The sequence below is a fragment of the Oceanicella sp. genome (assembly GCF_056449545.1).
Genome location: NZ_JBWOMN010000117.1, coordinates 57,087 through 72,449 on the forward strand (window position 1 = coordinate 57,087; position 15,363 = coordinate 72,449).

Below are 15,363 nucleotides of genomic sequence, written 5' to 3' on the forward strand. Positions count from 1 at the left end.
GCGACGCAACGACGGAGACCCCCATGACCGCACTGAACTGGATCGCCATGCCCACCGCCGAGGTCGAGGCCCTGCGCGCCGGCGCCCCCGACGCCTATGGCCATGCGGCGGAGCGCGCGGTGTCCGACGGCGCCGGCAAACCCTGCCGCCATTGTCTGGCCGATGTGCCCGCGGGCGCCGGGATGCTCATCCTCGCCCACCGGCCGTTTGCCCAAACCGGGCCCTATGCCGAGACCGGCCCGATTTTCCTGTGCGCCGAGGCCTGCGCGCGCCACGCGGGCGCGACCCCGCCCGCGCGCTTCGCCAACGCCGGCGCGGTGCTGGTGAAGGGGTATCTCGGCACTGACCGGATCCACTACGGCACGGGACGCATCGTGCCGGGCCCCGACATGGCCGAGGCCTGCGCGCGGATCCTCGACGATCCGCTGACGGCCTATGTCCATGTCCGCTCGTCGACCAACAACTGCTATCTGTTCCGGGTCGAGCGCGCCGCCCCATGACCGCGCGCCCCATGACCGCGCCCCCGGCGGCGCGGCTTCAGCGACGAAAAATGCGCCACAGCACGGTGACGGCAATGAACAGCCACAGGGCCTCGATGACGATGGCCCCGGGATTGGGTCGGAAATACAGCGAAAACAGCAGCAGGATCGACCCCACCGCGTTCGCGCCCTGATAGCGCAGGCCGTCGGGCGCCGTCTTGCCCGCCGACACCGCCCAATAGGCGGCGCATATCATCAGCGAGCCGACCACGCCCACGCCGTCCGCGAGCGTGAAATCGGCCCACATGCGCTACAGCGACGCGTCGAGCGCGGCGACGATGGCGTCGCCCATGCCCGCGGTGGACACCGAGCGCCCGCCCTCCACCTGCCCCAGATCGGCAGTGCGCACGCCGTCCGCCAGCACCTGCTCCACGGCCTTTTCAAGCCGCGCCGCCTCGTCGCCCCGGTCGTAGGAATAGCGCAGCGCCATGGCAAAGCTGAGGATGCAGGCGATGGGGTTGGCCTTGCCCTGCCCGGCGATGTCGGGGGCCGAGCCGTGCACCGGCTCATACATCGCCCTGGGCCGTCCGTTGGCCATGGGCGCGCCGAGCGACGCCGAGGGCAGCATCCCGAGGCTGCCGGTCAGCATCGCCGCGCAGTCGCTGAGAATGTCGCCGAACAGGTTGTCGGTGACGATCACGTCGAACTGCTTGGGCCAGCGCACCAGCTGCATGGCGCCGTTGTCGGCGTACATGTGCGACAGCGCCACATCGGGATATTCGTTCTGATGCACCCAGGTGACCTCCTCGCGCCAGAGGATGCCGCTTTCCATCACGTTGGCCTTTTCCATCGAACACAGCCTGTTGTCGCGCTTGCGCGCCAGTTCGAAGGCGGCGCGCGCCACCCGGCGGATTTCCGCCGTGGTGTAGCGCTGGGTGTTGACGCCGACGCGGTCGTCGCCGGACCCGGTGATGCCGCGCGGCTCGCCGAAATACACGCCCGAGGTCAGTTCGCGCACGATCATGATGTCGAGGCCCGACACGACCTCCCTTTTCAGCGAGGAAAAATCCGCCAGCGCGTCAAAGCACTGCGCCGGGCGCAGATTGGCGAACAGGTCCATTTCCTTGCGCAGCCGCAGCAGCCCGCGCTCGGGCTTCACCGAGAAATCAAGATCGTCGTATTTCGGCCCGCCCACCGCGCCCAGCAGCACCGCGTCAACCGCTTGCGCCTTGGCCATGGTGTCGTCATGCAGCGGCGTGCCGTGGGCGTCATAGGCGCAGCCGCCGACCAGATCCTCGCTCACGTCGATGGTGAAATCGCGCTTGGCCGCGCACCAGTCGATGATCTTGCGCACTTCGGCCATCACCTCGGGGCCGATGCCGTCGCCGGGCAGGATCAGGAGAGAAGGATTGGTCATCGCGCGCGTCCTCTTGGCCAACTGGTTTTCTTTGGTGTCATTGGCCGATAGCGAGCCAGTCCGGCAAGGTCAAGCCCGCGGCGCGCGGGCCGCGCCGCAGGCCGCAGCCTGGGCCAGGCTCTGCGCCAAAGGCCCTGCGCCCGACCTTGGGTCAGTCCGCGGGTTCAGTCCGCGGGTGCGGCGTCCGGGCCGTCGAGCGTGACGGTCACCGTCTCGCAGATCTCGAAGGAAGGGTTCCAGCCCACCGCGCCCGGCGGGTAATTCTTTTCGCGCAGCCAGCCGGCATCCCAGCGCAGGCAGACCTGCAGGCGCGTCGGCGCGTCCTCGGTCGGGCGGATCAGATGCGACGGAAACCCCATGCCCAGCCGCGCGACATGGCTTTGCCCGGGCGCCAGCGTCGCGACCGCGCCGTCATCGGGGGGCGGCGGCACGTGGTTGTCGACCAGCGGCGCCGGGTTGTCCGCCACGCGGTAGACCAGCACCATCCCGGCCTCGATCTCGGCCAGCGGCGCGGCGATCGGCGCGCCGGTTTCATTGGCGAAGGTCAGGGTGAGCATCGCTTCGAGCGGCGCGTAATCCGGGCTCTCCGGGTCCGCCTGCGCTCTGGTCAGGGTCGCGGGCGCCTGCAGTCGCAGCGTCATTCCGTTGATCATGGTTTCGGCCATCGCCGTTTCTCCTGCTGTGGCGCCCCAGGCCATGCCCGTCGCGAAGCCAAGCGCCGTCAGACGATTTCGCATGTCACGTTGCGCCCGGATTCCGCCCTCAGCAGCGCCTGCGCCTCGATCTCGGCGAAATACAGGAACCGTTTCCTGACGGTGGTGTTGCCGCGGGTCTTCATGATCGAGGCGGAAGGTTCCAGCGTGATCGTCTCGGTGGTGCCGTCGGCGCGCTTGTAGTCGATGGTCGCCGCGGTGACGCCGCTGTAGAAATATTCGTCGGCGGGCGCGAAGGTGTGCCCGAATTCGTGCTTGATCGTCCAGGCGTCGTCGGCGAGATCGGCGTCGTGATCCAGGTTGACGTTCGGCGTCGCAACGCCGGAGCGCACCGGCGTCTTGGAGATGTTGACCACGTAATGCTCCGTCGCAGTCGTGTCATCGGGGTTCCATAGCACCCGAAACCGCACGGGCAGGGTTTTTTCGCCGCAAATCGGGTCGATGATCTTCATGTCGTGCTTGTTGGACCAGGCGCCCGGCGCCGCGCTCGACACCGCGGTCTTGACGGCGGCGGTCATGGCGGCGGTCAGCGCGGAATCCAGCGTGCCCAGCTTGAACACGAGCGTGATGGTGATGGAGCCGGAGGCGAGATTGGCGTCGAGCCGCCATTTCTTGGTTCGCGCCGAGGACTGGGACGAGGTCAGCCAGTTGGAGGTGGATTTGCTGATCTCCGTGGAGTGATCCTCGCTCCAATACGGGCAATGCGGGCATTCTTCCGTGTCGCTGTCGCAATCGGCGTGGTCGCCGGGGCCGCCATTGGGCGGAGACGGATCGTTGTTGGGCGCCATCGCATCAATCCTTTGTCGAATTCATCACTGGGCCGCGAACAATCTGGCGGCCTCGGCGGCGTAGAGGCGCAGCGCCTTCAGCGTGTCGTCGACGCGCTGCGCCTCGGGCGCCGCGCCGGTCAGCCGCGCGGCGATCCACGGATACAGCGGGTCGTCCAGAACCCCGGCGCCGAAACAGATGCAGATCGCGGCGCAGAGCGTGCGCCCCTCGGGGCTGCGCAGATCCGCCGCGGCGGCGGTCTCGGCGGCGGCGGCGAGCGCGTCGCGCAGGGGGGCCTCGCCGGCGTAGTCCAGCCGTTCCGGCCAGACGGCCGCCAGCGTCCCCAGCACATGCCGGTCCACGTCGCCGGCCGGTTTCAGGGGCCGCTCCATCACCCCGCGCACCGCGCGCAACAAGATGGCGCGGTCGGCCCCAAGGCAGGCCTTCACATAGGCGGCGCTGTTCTCGTGCAGGTGCTGCGCGAAGGGCATGGGCAGGGTTTCGGGGTCGTCCCCGGGCCAGATCGGGCGGTGCTGCGGGTCGGTGTCGAACCGGTGGCCCAGCGTGCAGCCAAGTTCCAGCCACAGCCGCACCGGGCCGCGCTGGCGCAGCCCGATCGCCATGGCGCGCGCCACCCCGTCCTCGACGAAGGCGTCGGCGCCAGCATCCCCGGCCGCGGCGCACAGCTCCGGCGCGAAGCCCCGCACATGGGCCTGCATCCTGGCGACGAAAGTCTGCAAGGCGCTCTTTCGCAGCGCATCGCGTTGGTCGTCCTTAATGACGAGCATCGGTCATCTCTCCAATCAATCGCCCTTGAGTTTACGCGAAACCGGGTTTTCTGTCCAATCAGGGGTCGAGGCCGCCTGCGCAAGCAGCCGCGCGCGCAGCCGCGTCGCCAGATGATCGAAGGCGACCCGCACCCGTCGCGATCCGCGCAGATCGCCATGCGCCGCCAGCCAGACCGGCAGCGTCGGCAGCGCCAGATGCGGCAGGATGCGCGCGACCAGCGGCTCCGCGTCGCCGACCAGGCGCTGGGTGATCCCGATCCCGGCCCCGGCGCGCACCGCGTGCCAGTAGGCCACCTGATCATCGCAGCGCAGCCGGAAGAAATCGCGACCCACCGGCATGCCGGCCTCGGCGAACCCGCGCAGCATCAGGTCCGAGCGATCATAGCCGACGAAGCGATGCGCGGCGAGGTCGGCGACGTTTTCCGGCGCGGCGCGGCCGGCCAGATAGGCGCGGGCGGCGTAAAGCCCGAGCCGGAAATCCCCGAGATGCCGCGCGATCACGTCCGGTTGGCGCGGGCGATACATGCGCACCGCGATGTCGGCCTCGCGCAGCAGCAGATTGCCGGTTTCGTCCGAGGCCGCCAGCTCGATCTCCAGCCCCGGTTCGGCGTCCATCAGATCGGCGAGGATCGGCGGCAGCTGAAAGGTGGCGACCATCTGGCTGGCGGTGATGCGCACCACGCCCTCCACCGCCTCGGCCCGCCCGGCGGCGACAAGCGCCAGGCGCGCCGCGGATTTCTCCATCGCCGCCGCGTGCTCCAGCAGGTCGGCCCCGGCCTCGGTCAGCCGGGCGCCGCCGGGGCCGCGCGCGAACAGCGTCACGCCAAGCCGTGATTCCAGCGCCGCGATGCGCCGCGACAGCGTCGGCTGGCTGGTCTGCGCGGCGCGCGCGGCGGCGGACAGGGATCCGGCCTTGGCCACTGCGAGAAAGGCGCGCAGGTCGTTCCAGTCGGGCGTCTCTCTATTCATTATTGAATGGTCTCTATTTGATATCGACTGTTTTGCATCCATTTTGGAATATCATATGCAATGGCGACCACCCCGGAAACCCGCTTTCTGAAGGACCCCGCCATGACGCTTCCCCCTGACGCCGCGCCCGGAACCGTGCTGATCCTCGGCGCCAACGGCCGATTCGGCCGCCACGCCGTCACCGCCTTTCGCCATGGCGGCTGGCGGGTGCGCGCCCTGCTGCGCCCGGGCCGCGCCGCGCCCGACGGCGTCAAGGCGGTCTTCGCCGACGCCGCCGACACGCGGGCCCTGACCGCCGCCGCCCGGGGCGCCGAGGTGATCGTCAACGCGCTGAACCCGCCCTATCCGGACTGGGCCGAGGCCGTGCCCCGCCTCGTCGTCAGCGTCATCGCCGCGGCGAAGGCCTGCGGCGCGACCGTGCTGATCCCGGGCAATGTCTACAATTACGGGCGCGAGCTGCCGGCGCTGGTCCGCGAACCGGCGCCCGATCACGGCGACCATCCAAAGGCGCGCATCCGCTGCGACATGGAGGCGGCCTATCGCGCCGCCGCCGCCGAGGGCGTGCGGACGATCATCCTGCGCGGCGGCGATTTTCTCGATGATCGCGACAGCGGCGGCTGGTTCGATCACTACATCGCGGCGGGGATCGGCAAGGGCAGGGCGCGATATCCCGGCCCGCTCGACCGGATCCACGCCTGGGCCTACCTGCCCGACATGACCCGCGCGGCGGAGCTGCTGGCGCGCCGCCGCGCCGATCTGCCCGCCTTCGCGACGCTGGGATTCGGCGGCCATGCGCTGACCGGGGCCGAGCTGATCGCCGCCATGGGCCGCGCGGCGGGGCGCGATCTGCGCCCCGGATCTTTCCCGTGGCCGGCCCTGCGCATCGCCGCCCCGTTCTCGCCGATGATCCGCGAGGTTCTGGCCATGCGCTACCTGTGGAACCGCCCGCATCGCATCGACGGCGCGCCTCTCGCCCGCCTGCTGACGGATTTTCATCCGACGCCGACCGACCAGGCGATCCGCCGCTGTCTGGAGGGGGCGGGGCGGATCGGGGTCCGCGCCGCCATGCCGGCGCCGCGATCGACCCCGGCGCCGTCCCGGGCCTGACACGGGACCGCCTCGCCTCAGGCGGCGCGCCCGAAAACCGGAAAGCCCCGGAAAGCCCCGGAAAGACCCCGGATCAGGCGGCGGCGCGGCAGGTGCGGAAAATCAGCGCAGATCGACCCAGACCAGCCGGTGGTCCGAACTCGCGGGGCGGCGTCCGCCCTTGACCAGCCGCGCCAGCGGATCGTCCGGCGCCGGCCAGAACACCCCGGCGCCGGTCACCTGCCAGTCGGCCGAGGGCAGGGTGAAATCCACCCGCAGATTGCCCGGCCCGCCCTTGTCGCGCCAATCCGCGGTGTCGCGCGCCGGGTCGCCCTTGTGGCGGGCGTTGGCCCCGCCCTGCGCCGCCGCCGCCGCCGCGCCGCCGGCGCTGGTCGCGCCGGGATCCTGCACCCGGGGCGAGGCCAGCAAGGCGCGCAGCGCGCCGGTCCGCCCGTCGCCGTCGACGGGGTCGGCGTTGAGATCGCCGAGAATGACAAAGCGCGCCGCCGGGTCCAGCCCGCCCGGGCGCCCCTGGTCGTCGCGCATCCAGTCGGCGCCGCGCACGTAGTCGGCCCAGAACCGGATCTCGTCGTGGTTGCGCCGGCCGTTGCGATCCTCGGGCCCGTCGAAGACCGGCGGCGTCGGGTGGCTGGCCAGCACGTGCAGCACCCGCCCGTCGGGCAGCGTCACCGGCAGGTCCCAGTGGGATTTCGACGACAGGCGCAGCGCGTCCGCCGCCGCCCCGTAATGATCGCGCGGCAGCAGGTTGTCGGGCATCTCCGCCCAGCGCAGCGTCTGGAAACTGCGCGCCGCGGCGGCGTCGACGGGATAGCGGCTCAGCAGCGCCATGGCGTATTGGCCGGGAAAGGCGCCCCAGCCAAAGGCGTCGCCCGGCCCCGCCGCCTTGCCGTCGCCGTCAAGGTCAAGCCCGCTGGGCAGCCCGGTGTTGACCGGCCCGCGCCACAGATGCGGGTAGTCGACGCCCTCCGCGCCGCCCTGCCCCTCGCGCAGCAGATCGGCGAGGGCGGCGAGCGCCAGCCCTTCGGGATCGCCGTCAAGCTCGTTGATCAGCAGGATGTCGGGGCGCACCCGCTGGATGATCTCCGCCACCGCCAGCACCTGCCCCTGTTTCTTCTGCGCCAGCGCCTTCCAGATCAGCCCCGCGCCCTTGCGGCTGAGCGAGGCGTTGAAGGTGGCGACCCGGATCGATCCGGGCGCCGGGGCGGGTGGTTCGGCCTGCGCCGGGGGGCCGAGAAGGATGGCGACGGCGAGACCCGCCGCCGCCGCCAGGCGAAGCGCCGCGCAGCGGCGCCCCCCCATGACGAAACGCCTATTCCCGGGCAAGACGCACCAGCCGGGCGATCTTCAGGTTCATCGCGCCGCGCAGGATCAACAGCGCCGGCGCCACCCCCCAGATGGTCGAGAACCAGATCAGCGCCAGCGGGTCCAGCAGCGCGCCGATGTCAAACAGCCCCACCGACCCCGAGGCCAGCAGCAGCAGCACCGAGGGCAGAGCCAGCCCGCACAGCACCATCATCACCCCCCAGCGGATCAGCCGGCGCTCCACGTCGCGGCCATAGGCGATCTCGAAAGTGGGCATGTTGACCCAGAGATTGAAATTCCCCCGGTCCATGGGCCAGGGCACGATCCACAAGAGCACCCCGAAAAACAGCGACCCGACGATGCCGGTGATGAAGCTGAGCGCCGCGGCGCCGCGCAGGATCGGGTCCAGTTCCGGCGCCGCCGGGTCCGACAGCATGTTGCCCGCCAGGCGCACCGGGGACAGCGGAAAATCCAGATAACCGCCCAGACGCACCGCCAGCGACAGCAGTTCTTCGGAAAACCCGTCCCGCCCGGTCTGCGCGCGGATGAAGAAGGTCAGGATCAGCAGCGTCGCGGTGAACACCGCGAATCGCGCCCGGTTGAAGGGCGGCGCGAAGCGAAAATCGATCAGGCCGGGATTGGTCGCGCCGTATTCGAACAGCACGAAGGCGCCGGCGATGACGCCGATGGTGACGCTGATCTCACGCGACGTGATGGTGGCGTGCGGAACAAGAAACGAGGGGGCCGCCACCGCCAGCACGATCAGGAGAGCGCGAACGATCGCTCCCGGCAGGCGCTTCACATCGCAACTCCCCTCAAATCATCGTCAACCGGCTTTCAGCCACGGCATGGTCTGGGCCGTCTTCGCCTCGAAATCGTCGATCCGGGCGGATTTTTCCATGGTCAGCCCGATGTCGTCGAGCCCGTTGAGCAGGCAATGCTTGCGGAACGGGTCCAGCTCGAAGGCGATCTCGCCGCCGTCGGGGCCGGTGATGGTCTGGCTTTCCAGGTCGATGGACAGCACCGCGTTGGCGCCGCGCTCGGCGTCGTCCATCAGCTTGTCCACGTCCTCCTGCGGCAGCACGATGGGCAGGATGCCGTTCTTGAAGCAGTTGTTGAAGAAGATGTCGGCGAAGCTCGGCGCGATCACGCAGCGGATGCCGAAATCGGCAATCGCCCAGGGCGCGTGTTCGCGCGAGGATCCGCAGCCGAAATTGTCCCCGGCGACGAGGATCTTCGCCGCGCGATAGGCGGGCTTGTTGAGCACGAAATCCGGGATTTCGTTGCGATCGTCGTCGTAGCGCATCTCGTCAAACAGATTCACCCCGAGCCCGGACCGCTTGATGGTCTTCAGGAACTGCTTGGGGATGATCATGTCGGTGTCGATGTTGATCATCGGCATGGGGGCGGCTACGCCGGTGAGGCTGGTGAATTTGTCCATCTCGGGCTCCGTTCGCGGGTCACTTCCGTAAACCACGCCCGGGGGCCGGGCGCAAGCCGGGCGGCGGCGCGACTGCGCGGCGTCTGCCGCGCGCCGGGGCCGCGCGCGACGCAAAACGGCCCCGCGGATCGCGCCGCGGGGCCGTTTGGCATTGCCGTCATCGCCGATCGGCCGCCGTCTCGCGCGGCGAACCGGCGGCGCCGACGGGGCGATCAGGCGAGGGCGCCGTCGATCGCCTTGCAGGCCTCCACGAGCCCCTTCACCGCGTCGGTGGAGCGATCGAGCATGGCCTGCTCGTCCTTGTTGAGGCTGATCTCGATGATCCGCTCCACGCCGCCGGCGCCCAGCACCGTGGGCATGCCCACATACATGCCGTCGAGCCCGTAGGCCCCGTCCACCCAGGCCGCGCAGGGCAGGACCCGCTTCTGATCCTTCAGAAAGGCCTCGGCCATCTGGATCGCCGAGGCGGCGGGGGCGTAGAAGGCGGAGCCGGTCTTCAGCAGGCCGACGATCTCGGCGCCGCCGTCGCGGGTGCGCTGCACGATGGCGTCGAGATTTTCCTGACTGGTCCATCCCATGGCCGCCAGATCGGGCAGCGGGATGCCGCCGACGGTGGAATAGCGCACCAGCGGCACCATGGTGTCGCCATGGCCGCCGAGCACGAAGGCCGACACGTCCTTGATCGACACCTTGAATTCTTCGGCGAGGAAATAGCGGAACCGCGCCGAATCCAGCACCCCGGCCATGCCCACGACCTTTTCATGCGGCAGGCCGGAATATTCGCGCAGCGCCCAGACCATGGCGTCCAGCGGGTTGGTGATGCAGATCACGAAAGCGTTGGGGGCGTGTTCGCGGATGCCCTCGCCCACCGCCTTCATCACCTTGAGATTGATGCCCAGCAGGTCGTCGCGGCTCATGCCCGGCTTGCGCGGCACGCCGGCGGTGACGATGCAGACATCGGCGCCGGCGATGGCGGCGTAGTCGTTGGCCCCGGAAAACGCCGCGTCAAAGCCCCCCACGGGCGAGCTTTCCGCGATGTCGAGCGCCTTGCCCTGGGGAATCCCCTCGGCAATGTCGAACATGACCACGTCGCCGAGTTCCTTCAGACCGGCGAGGTGGGCCAGCGTGCCCCCGATCTGGCCGGCGCCGATCAGCGCGATTTTGGCTCTGGACATCTTCTCACTCTCCCGCGATTGATGGATTTCAGCGCCGGGGGATACTCCCTATCGGCGAGGCTCGCAAGGGCGAACCCGGCGGCTGCGCCGATGGGACGCCCGGGGCGGGATGGCGAAAATCCGGGCGCCGGAGCGGGAATCGGGGCGGGAATCCATGACCGAAATCCAGCTTTCGGACCCGGTGTTCTGGCTGCTTGCCGTGCCGGCGGTGCTGGTGGCGGGGATCTCCAAGGGCGGTTTCGGGTCGGGCGCGGCCTTCGCCGCGACGCCGCTGCTGGCGCTGGCGCTGCCGCCCCAGCAGGCGGTGGGGATGATGCTGCCGCTGCTCATGGTCATGGACGCCACCGGGCTGCGCGCCTACTGGCGCGGCTGGAGCTGGCGGGACGCCAGGGCGCTGATGCTGGGCGGCCTGCCCGGGGTGGCGCTGGGCGCGGCGCTTTACGCGGCGGCGGACGCGGACGCGATCCGGCTGCTGATCGGCATGGTGGCGCTGGGCTTCGTGGCCTTCCAGTTCGCCCGATCCCGGGGATTCGGCGCCGGGCGGGCGCAGGAATTCCGGGTCTGGCATGCGCGGTTCTGGGGGCTGGTCGCCGGCTTCACCAGTTTCGTGAGCCACGCCGGCGGCCCCCCCGCGGCGGTGCATCTTCTGGGGCGCGGGCTGGGCAAGACCGGCTATCAGGCGACCACGATCCTGGTGTTCTGGTGGATCAATCTGGTCAAGCTGCCGCCCTATCTGGCGCTGGGGCTGATCGGGCGGGACACCATCGCCGCGTCGCTGTGGCTGCTGCCGGCGGCGGTGGCGGGGATGCTGATCGGGGTCTGGGCGCATCGCCGCTTGGCCGACGCCTGGTTCTTTCGCATGATCTATCTGCTGCTGACGCTGACCGGCGCCAAGCTGGCATGGGAGGGCGTGACCGGGCTGCTGTCCTGAGGCGGGAGCGGCCTGATCCGCGCCGGCCCTGCCCCCCCGCCCGCGCCCGCGCCCCCGCGCTCACGCAACGCTCATCGCGGCGCCGCAACTTCGCCCCAATGCCCGCCTGATACTCCTGACCCGAACGGCGCGCCAATCGCCGCCCGATCCATCGACGGAACCGGAGACCCCCAATGGCCTCGCTCATCTTTCCGCACGCGTCGCGCGCGCTGCCGGCGGCGTTTCTCGCGGCGTTTCTCGCGGCGTTTGCCGCCGGGCCAGGGCGCGCCGCCGAATACCACGTGGATCCCAACGCGCCGCGCGAGGGCGACGGCTCCGCCCGCGCGCCATGGCGGGATCTGCGCGTTGCGCTCACCTACAGGGGGCTGGCGCCGGGGGATGAATTGCTGCTGCATGACGGGGTCTACAAGGCGATCCGCATCGCCGGCGAGGATTTCACCCAGCCCGTCACCCTGCGCCCGGCGCCCGGCGAAAAACCGGTGCTGCGCCACCTGCGCATCGACAAGGCGGGGGCCTGGGCGTTCCGGGGCCTGACCTTCGCCAGCGACGGCCCGGCCGAGCCGCTGTGGCGCTACATCATCCACGTCACCGGCAAGGCCCGGGGGCTGGTCTTCGACCGGATCACGGTCACCTCGAACCTGACGGGCCGCCGCTGGGGCAAGCAGGACTGGCTCGACCGCGCCAGGAACGGCGTGCGGCTCGGGGGGGCGGGGCACCGGCTCATCAACAGCGACATCAGCTTCGTGCGCCACGGGGTGGCGGTGTTCGGCAAGGGGGTGACGGTCAGGAACAACGCGGTGCGGGAATTCTCCGGCGACGGCATGCGCATCGCCGGCGACAACGCGCTGATCGCCGACAACGTCATCAAGAACTGCTACGCGGTGGATCGCAACCATGATGACGGCATCCAGGCCTGGTCCATCGGCAAGATAGAGGGCAAGGGCAAGGGCAAGCCCGGGCGCGGCGCCCTGCGCGGCGGGCGGGTGCTGCGCAACACCATCCTCGCCCATGAAAACCCCGACGCCCCGCTGCGCTGCGATCTGCAGGGGATCGGCATGTTCGACGGCATGTATGAAGACTGGACCATCGCCAACAACCTGATCGTCACCGAACACTGGCACGGCATCACCGTCATGGGCGCGCGGCGGGTGCGCATCATCAACAACACCATGGCGGATCTGGTTCCCGCGACCGCCAGAAAATCGCCCTGGATCTGGATCCGCCACCACAAGCACATCAAGCGCGGCATGTCGCGGGACAACCTGATCATCAACAACATCGCCTCGAGCATCCGCCGCGGCGACCGCCGCACCAAGGCGACGCCCGAAGCGCTGGACGCCATGGCGCTGATATCCGGCAATCTTGAATCGGCCAGGCAGCGCCCGGGGTTTCGCGCCCCGGGGCGGGGCGATTTCCGCCTGCGCCCGGGCAGCGCGGCGCGCGACGCCGGCACGCCGGTCGCGGGCCTGAAAACCGACATCCGCGGCAAACCCCGCCCGGCCGGCGCGGGCACGGATATCGGCGCCTACGAGATGCAGCCGGGGGAATAGGCGCGGCCCCGCTTCCCTGCCCCCTGCGCGCGCGACCCGCGCGACCCGTGCGACCCGTGCGACCCGCGCGTCGGGGGGGGGGCCGCAAGCGTCGCCGCGCGTCAGCTCACCGAGGGGATCATGTTCTTTTCGGCGGCCAGTTCACGCATGCGCTTTTGCAGCTTCTCGAAGGCGCGCACCTCGATCTGGCGCACCCGTTCGCGGCTGACGCCATAGACCTTGGACAGCTGTTCCAGCGTCACCGGGTCCTCCTTCAGGCGGCGTTCGGTAAGAATGTAGCGCTCGCGCTCGTTCAGCGCGCCCATGGCCTCCAGCAGCAATTCGCGGCGGCTTTCCAGTTCGTCCTGCTCGGCATAGGCGGCGGCCTGGTCGGCGTCGTCATCGGCCAGCCAGTCCTGCCATTCCGCCACCCCGTCGCCGTCGCTTTTCAGCGGCGCGTTCAGCGAGGCGTCGCCCCCCGACAGGCGGCGATTCATCGAAATCACCTCGGTTTCCGAGACATTGAGGTTCTTGGCGATCTTGGCCACGTTCTCGGGGCGCAGATCGCCTTCCTCCAGCGCGCCGATGCGGTTCTTGGCCTTGCGCAGGTTGAAGAACAGCTTCTTCTGCGCCGCCGTGGTGCCCATCTTCACCAGCGACCAGGACCGCAGGATGTATTCCTGGATCGAGGCGCGGATCCACCACATGGCGTAGGTGGCGAGCCGAAACCCCTTTTCCGGGTCGAAGCGCTTCACCGCCTGCATCAACCCCACATTGGCCTCTGACACCACCTCGGCCGTCGGCAGCCCGTAGCCGCGATAGCCCATGGCGATCTTCGCCGCCAGCCGCAGATGCGAGGTCACCAGCTTGTGCGCGGATTCGGTGTCCTCGCGCTCCACCCAGGCCTTGGCGAGCATGTATTCCTCTTCCGGCTCCAGCATGGGAAACTTGCGGATTTCCTGCATGTAGCGGCTCAGGCCCTGCTCGGGCGAGGGGGCGGGAAGTCTTGCGTAGCTCATCATGTCCCTCCGTCACTTGGCGTGCGGTTCGATCCCGTCAGATGGGCGTCGATCGCCCCCGGCGCAACTGTTTCAGCGGAAACCAACCCTATCCCGCGGTCACCCCGCGCGCAAATCGGCCAGCAGCGCCGCCATGTCAGCCGGCGGCGGGGCGCTGAAGCGCATCGCCTCGCCGCTGGCCGGATGGCGAAAGCCCAGGGTCGCCGCGTGCAGCGCCTGGCGCGCGAATCCGCCAAGCGCCGCGCGGGCGCGATCCGTCAGCGCCTTTTGCGGCGTCACGCGGGCGCGGCCATAGACCGGATCGCCGATCAGCGCGTGACCGGCATGGGTCAGATGCACCCGGATCTGGTGGGTGCGCCCGGTCTCCAGCCGGCATTCCAGCAACGCCGCTATGGGTTTAACGTCCGGGCCGAAGATTTCCGTCGCCCGAAACCGGGTCACCGCGCGCCGCCCGGCGGTCTTTGTCACCGCCATTTTCCGCCGGTCGCCGCGATGGCGGTCGACATGGGTCTCCAGCCGCAGCCAGCCGCCCTTCTCGACGCTCAGCCCCTCGACGCCGCGCAGGCGCGGATCGCCGGGATCCGGGGCCCCCCAGCACAGCGCCATGTAGGACCGTTCCAGATCATGGGCCGCGAACTGCGCCGCCAGCCCCTGATGCGCCGCGTCGGTCTTGGCGACCACCAGCAGGCCCGAGGTGTCCTTGTCGATGCGGTGCACGATGCCGGGGCGGCGCTGCCCGCCGATCCCCGACAGGCTGTCGCCGCAATGGGCGATCAGCGCGTTGACCAGCGTGCCGTCGGGGGCTCCGGGGGCGGGGTGCGCCACCATGCCGGCGGGCTTGTTCACCACGATCAGATGCGCGTCCTCATATATCACGTCCAGCGGGATCGCCTCGCCCCGCGGGACCGGATCCGAGGGCGGCGGCGCGAGGATGCGCCAGACGTCGCCGGGCCGCGCCTTGGCGCGCGGCGCGGCGGTCGCGCCGGGCGGCCCGGCGACCGCGCCCGCCTCGATCAGCGCCCGGATGCGCGAGCGCGACAGCCCCGATCCCTCGGGCGCCAATGTCGCAAGCGCCTTGTCGAGCCTTTCCCCCGCCAGATATTCAGGTATGACGAGGCGCACCGCGCCGTTTCCCGCCCCTTCATCCGTCCCGTCAGTCGCGGGTCCGCCCGCCGCATCGTCATTCGCCAAACCGTCATGTTCCGAGGATTGTTCCGCCATGCGCCAGACCCTACCCCCAAGCGCGCGCGAGGAGGAGGAGGATTTTCCCGAACCGCCCCGCCTGCGCAATCTGCGCCGCATGGTGACGCTGCTGATGGTCGTGCTGGCGCTGGGCATGATCGTGATCGCCGGCGCGCTGGCCTGGCGCCTGACCCGCGGCCCCGCGCCCGCCGCCGCGGTCGGGGCCGTCGAATGGCCGATCCTGTCCGCCGGGGCGATCGACCTGCCTGCGGGGCGCGCGATCGTGGCGCTGGGCGGCGACGGCCCGCGCCTGCTGGTGGCCACCCGCGACGCCGCGGGGATCGAACGGCTGATGGTGTTCGACAAGGCCAGCGGCGCGTTGCTGCGCGAAACCCAGATCCGCCGCCCCTGACGCCGGCCCGCGCCCCGAACCCCACGCCCCGACCCCCGCGCCCCGAACCCCCCGCCCCGAACCCCGCGCCCCGAACCCCGCGCCCCGAACCCCGCGCCCCGAACCCCGCGCCCGCCGCGGCGGCGCCGCGG

General features: G+C 70.1%; 17 protein-coding genes. 5 read left to right on the top strand and 12 right to left on the bottom strand.

Annotated elements, in window-relative coordinates; translation table 11 throughout:
• The first annotated feature begins 23 nt into the window (after positions 1-23).
• Positions 24-500, top strand: a complete 477-nt coding sequence (locus AC1HC7_RS15345) for a DUF1203 domain-containing protein (RefSeq protein WP_479495738.1) — start codon at positions 24-26, stop codon at positions 498-500.
• A 37-nt stretch (positions 501-537) separates the two neighbouring features.
• On the opposite strand, the gene AC1HC7_RS15350 is transcribed toward AC1HC7_RS15345, so the two are convergent.
• The 6 genes from AC1HC7_RS15350 to AC1HC7_RS15375 all read right to left on the bottom strand — a co-directional run bounded on the left by AC1HC7_RS15350 (position 538) and on the right by AC1HC7_RS15375 (position 5,134).
• Entirely contained in the window at positions 538-786 is a 249-nt protein-coding gene (locus tag AC1HC7_RS15350; RefSeq protein ID WP_479495737.1) for a CBU_0592 family membrane protein, read from the bottom strand.
• A gap of 3 nt (positions 787-789) precedes the next feature.
• Positions 790-1,896, bottom strand: a complete 1,107-nt coding sequence (leuB, locus tag AC1HC7_RS15355) for a 3-isopropylmalate dehydrogenase (protein ID WP_479495736.1) — start codon at positions 1,894-1,896, stop codon at positions 790-792.
• A gap of 164 nt (positions 1,897-2,060) precedes the next feature.
• Complete coding sequence (locus AC1HC7_RS15360) at positions 2,061-2,561, bottom strand: hypothetical protein (protein ID WP_479499189.1); 501 nt, start codon at positions 2,559-2,561, stop codon at positions 2,061-2,063.
• A gap of 56 nt (positions 2,562-2,617) precedes the next feature.
• A complete protein-coding gene (locus tag AC1HC7_RS15365; RefSeq protein WP_479495734.1) occupies positions 2,618-3,397 on the bottom strand; it encodes a hypothetical protein in 780 nt (259 codons plus the stop codon).
• A gap of 24 nt (positions 3,398-3,421) precedes the next feature.
• Positions 3,422-4,165: a hypothetical protein gene (locus AC1HC7_RS15370; RefSeq protein ID WP_479495733.1), complete on the bottom strand. Its 744-nt coding sequence runs from the start codon at positions 4,163-4,165 to the stop codon at positions 3,422-3,424.
• A gap of 15 nt (positions 4,166-4,180) precedes the next feature.
• On the bottom strand, positions 4,181-5,134 hold the full coding sequence (locus AC1HC7_RS15375; RefSeq protein ID WP_479495732.1) for a LysR family transcriptional regulator: 954 nt from the start codon (positions 5,132-5,134) through the stop codon (positions 4,181-4,183).
• A gap of 102 nt (positions 5,135-5,236) precedes the next feature.
• On the opposite strand from AC1HC7_RS15375, the gene AC1HC7_RS15380 reads away from it, so the two are divergent.
• Complete coding sequence (locus AC1HC7_RS15380) at positions 5,237-6,241, top strand: NAD(P)H-binding protein (RefSeq protein ID WP_479495731.1); 1,005 nt, start codon at positions 5,237-5,239, stop codon at positions 6,239-6,241.
• Positions 6,242-6,343: 102 nt separating this feature from the next.
• Here the strand turns inward: AC1HC7_RS15380 and AC1HC7_RS15385 are convergent, their stop codons facing one another.
• From AC1HC7_RS15385 to mdh, 4 genes are all read right to left on the bottom strand, one after another.
• Positions 6,344-7,540, bottom strand: coding sequence for an endonuclease/exonuclease/phosphatase family protein (locus tag AC1HC7_RS15385; protein ID WP_479495730.1), 1,197 nt, complete (start codon positions 7,538-7,540; stop codon positions 6,344-6,346).
• Between the two features lie 10 nt (positions 7,541-7,550).
• Positions 7,551-8,345, bottom strand: coding sequence for a hypothetical protein (locus tag AC1HC7_RS15390; RefSeq protein ID WP_479495729.1), 795 nt, complete (start codon positions 8,343-8,345; stop codon positions 7,551-7,553).
• A 24-nt stretch (positions 8,346-8,369) separates the two neighbouring features.
• Entirely contained in the window at positions 8,370-8,984 is a 615-nt protein-coding gene (gene leuD / locus AC1HC7_RS15395) for a 3-isopropylmalate dehydratase small subunit (RefSeq protein WP_479495728.1), read from the bottom strand.
• 212 nt (positions 8,985-9,196) lie between these two features.
• A complete protein-coding gene (gene mdh / locus AC1HC7_RS15400; protein WP_479495727.1) occupies positions 9,197-10,159 on the bottom strand; it encodes a malate dehydrogenase in 963 nt (320 codons plus the stop codon).
• Positions 10,160-10,313: 154 nt separating this feature from the next.
• On the opposite strand from mdh, the gene AC1HC7_RS15405 reads away from it, so the two are divergent.
• A complete protein-coding gene (locus tag AC1HC7_RS15405) occupies positions 10,314-11,090 on the top strand; it encodes a sulfite exporter TauE/SafE family protein (RefSeq protein ID WP_479495726.1) in 777 nt (258 codons plus the stop codon).
• A 173-nt stretch (positions 11,091-11,263) separates the two neighbouring features.
• Positions 11,264-12,640, top strand: a complete 1,377-nt coding sequence (locus tag AC1HC7_RS15410) for a choice-of-anchor Q domain-containing protein (protein ID WP_479495725.1) — start codon at positions 11,264-11,266, stop codon at positions 12,638-12,640.
• Positions 12,641-12,741: 101 nt separating this feature from the next.
• Here the strand turns inward: AC1HC7_RS15410 and rpoH are convergent, their stop codons facing one another.
• Together rpoH and AC1HC7_RS15420 are read right to left on the bottom strand one after the other, a co-directional pair.
• Complete coding sequence (gene rpoH / locus AC1HC7_RS15415) at positions 12,742-13,641, bottom strand: RNA polymerase sigma factor RpoH (protein ID WP_479495724.1); 900 nt, start codon at positions 13,639-13,641, stop codon at positions 12,742-12,744.
• 96 nt (positions 13,642-13,737) lie between these two features.
• The gene (locus tag AC1HC7_RS15420) at positions 13,738-14,760 is read right to left on the bottom strand and encodes an RluA family pseudouridine synthase (RefSeq protein ID WP_479495723.1); all 1,023 of its coding nucleotides are present in this window, start codon (positions 14,758-14,760) and stop codon (positions 13,738-13,740) included.
• A 97-nt stretch (positions 14,761-14,857) separates the two neighbouring features.
• Here AC1HC7_RS15420 and AC1HC7_RS15425 point away from each other — a divergent pair, with 97 nt between their 5' ends.
• Complete coding sequence (locus tag AC1HC7_RS15425) at positions 14,858-15,232, top strand: DUF6476 family protein (RefSeq protein ID WP_479495722.1); 375 nt, start codon at positions 14,858-14,860, stop codon at positions 15,230-15,232.
• Positions 15,233-15,363 lie beyond the last annotated feature (131 nt).

Bases quoted from the DNA above. Each gene is read 5' to 3' on its own strand.
- leuD (WP_479495728.1), bottom strand. From the start codon at position 8,984: ATGGACAAATTCACCAGCCTCACCGGCGTAGCCGCCCCCATGCCGATG.
- AC1HC7_RS15405 (WP_479495726.1), top strand. From the start codon at position 10,314: ATGACCGAAATCCAGCTTTCGGACCCGGTGTTCTGGCTGCTTGCCGTG.
- AC1HC7_RS15410 (WP_479495725.1), top strand. From the start codon at position 11,264: ATGGCCTCGCTCATCTTTCCGCACGCGTCGCGCGCGCTGCCGGCGGCG.
- AC1HC7_RS15345 (WP_479495738.1), top strand. From the start codon at position 24: ATGACCGCACTGAACTGGATCGCCATGCCCACCGCCGAGGTCGAGGCC.
- AC1HC7_RS15365 (WP_479495734.1), bottom strand. From the start codon at position 3,397: ATGGCGCCCAACAACGATCCGTCTCCGCCCAATGGCGGCCCCGGCGAC.
- AC1HC7_RS15370 (WP_479495733.1), bottom strand. From the start codon at position 4,165: ATGCTCGTCATTAAGGACGACCAACGCGATGCGCTGCGAAAGAGCGCC.
- AC1HC7_RS15425 (WP_479495722.1), top strand. From the start codon at position 14,858: ATGCGCCAGACCCTACCCCCAAGCGCGCGCGAGGAGGAGGAGGATTTT.
- AC1HC7_RS15375 (WP_479495732.1), bottom strand. From the start codon at position 5,134: ATGAATAGAGAGACGCCCGACTGGAACGACCTGCGCGCCTTTCTCGCA.
- AC1HC7_RS15360 (WP_479499189.1), bottom strand. From the start codon at position 2,561: ATGGCCGAAACCATGATCAACGGAATGACGCTGCGACTGCAGGCGCCC.
- mdh (WP_479495727.1), bottom strand. From the start codon at position 10,159: ATGTCCAGAGCCAAAATCGCGCTGATCGGCGCCGGCCAGATCGGGGGC.
- AC1HC7_RS15385 (WP_479495730.1), bottom strand. From the start codon at position 7,540: ATGGGGGGGCGCCGCTGCGCGGCGCTTCGCCTGGCGGCGGCGGCGGGT.
- AC1HC7_RS15350 (WP_479495737.1), bottom strand. From the start codon at position 786: ATGTGGGCCGATTTCACGCTCGCGGACGGCGTGGGCGTGGTCGGCTCG.
- rpoH (WP_479495724.1), bottom strand. From the start codon at position 13,641: ATGATGAGCTACGCAAGACTTCCCGCCCCCTCGCCCGAGCAGGGCCTG.
- AC1HC7_RS15380 (WP_479495731.1), top strand. From the start codon at position 5,237: ATGACGCTTCCCCCTGACGCCGCGCCCGGAACCGTGCTGATCCTCGGC.
- leuB (WP_479495736.1), bottom strand. From the start codon at position 1,896: ATGACCAATCCTTCTCTCCTGATCCTGCCCGGCGACGGCATCGGCCCC.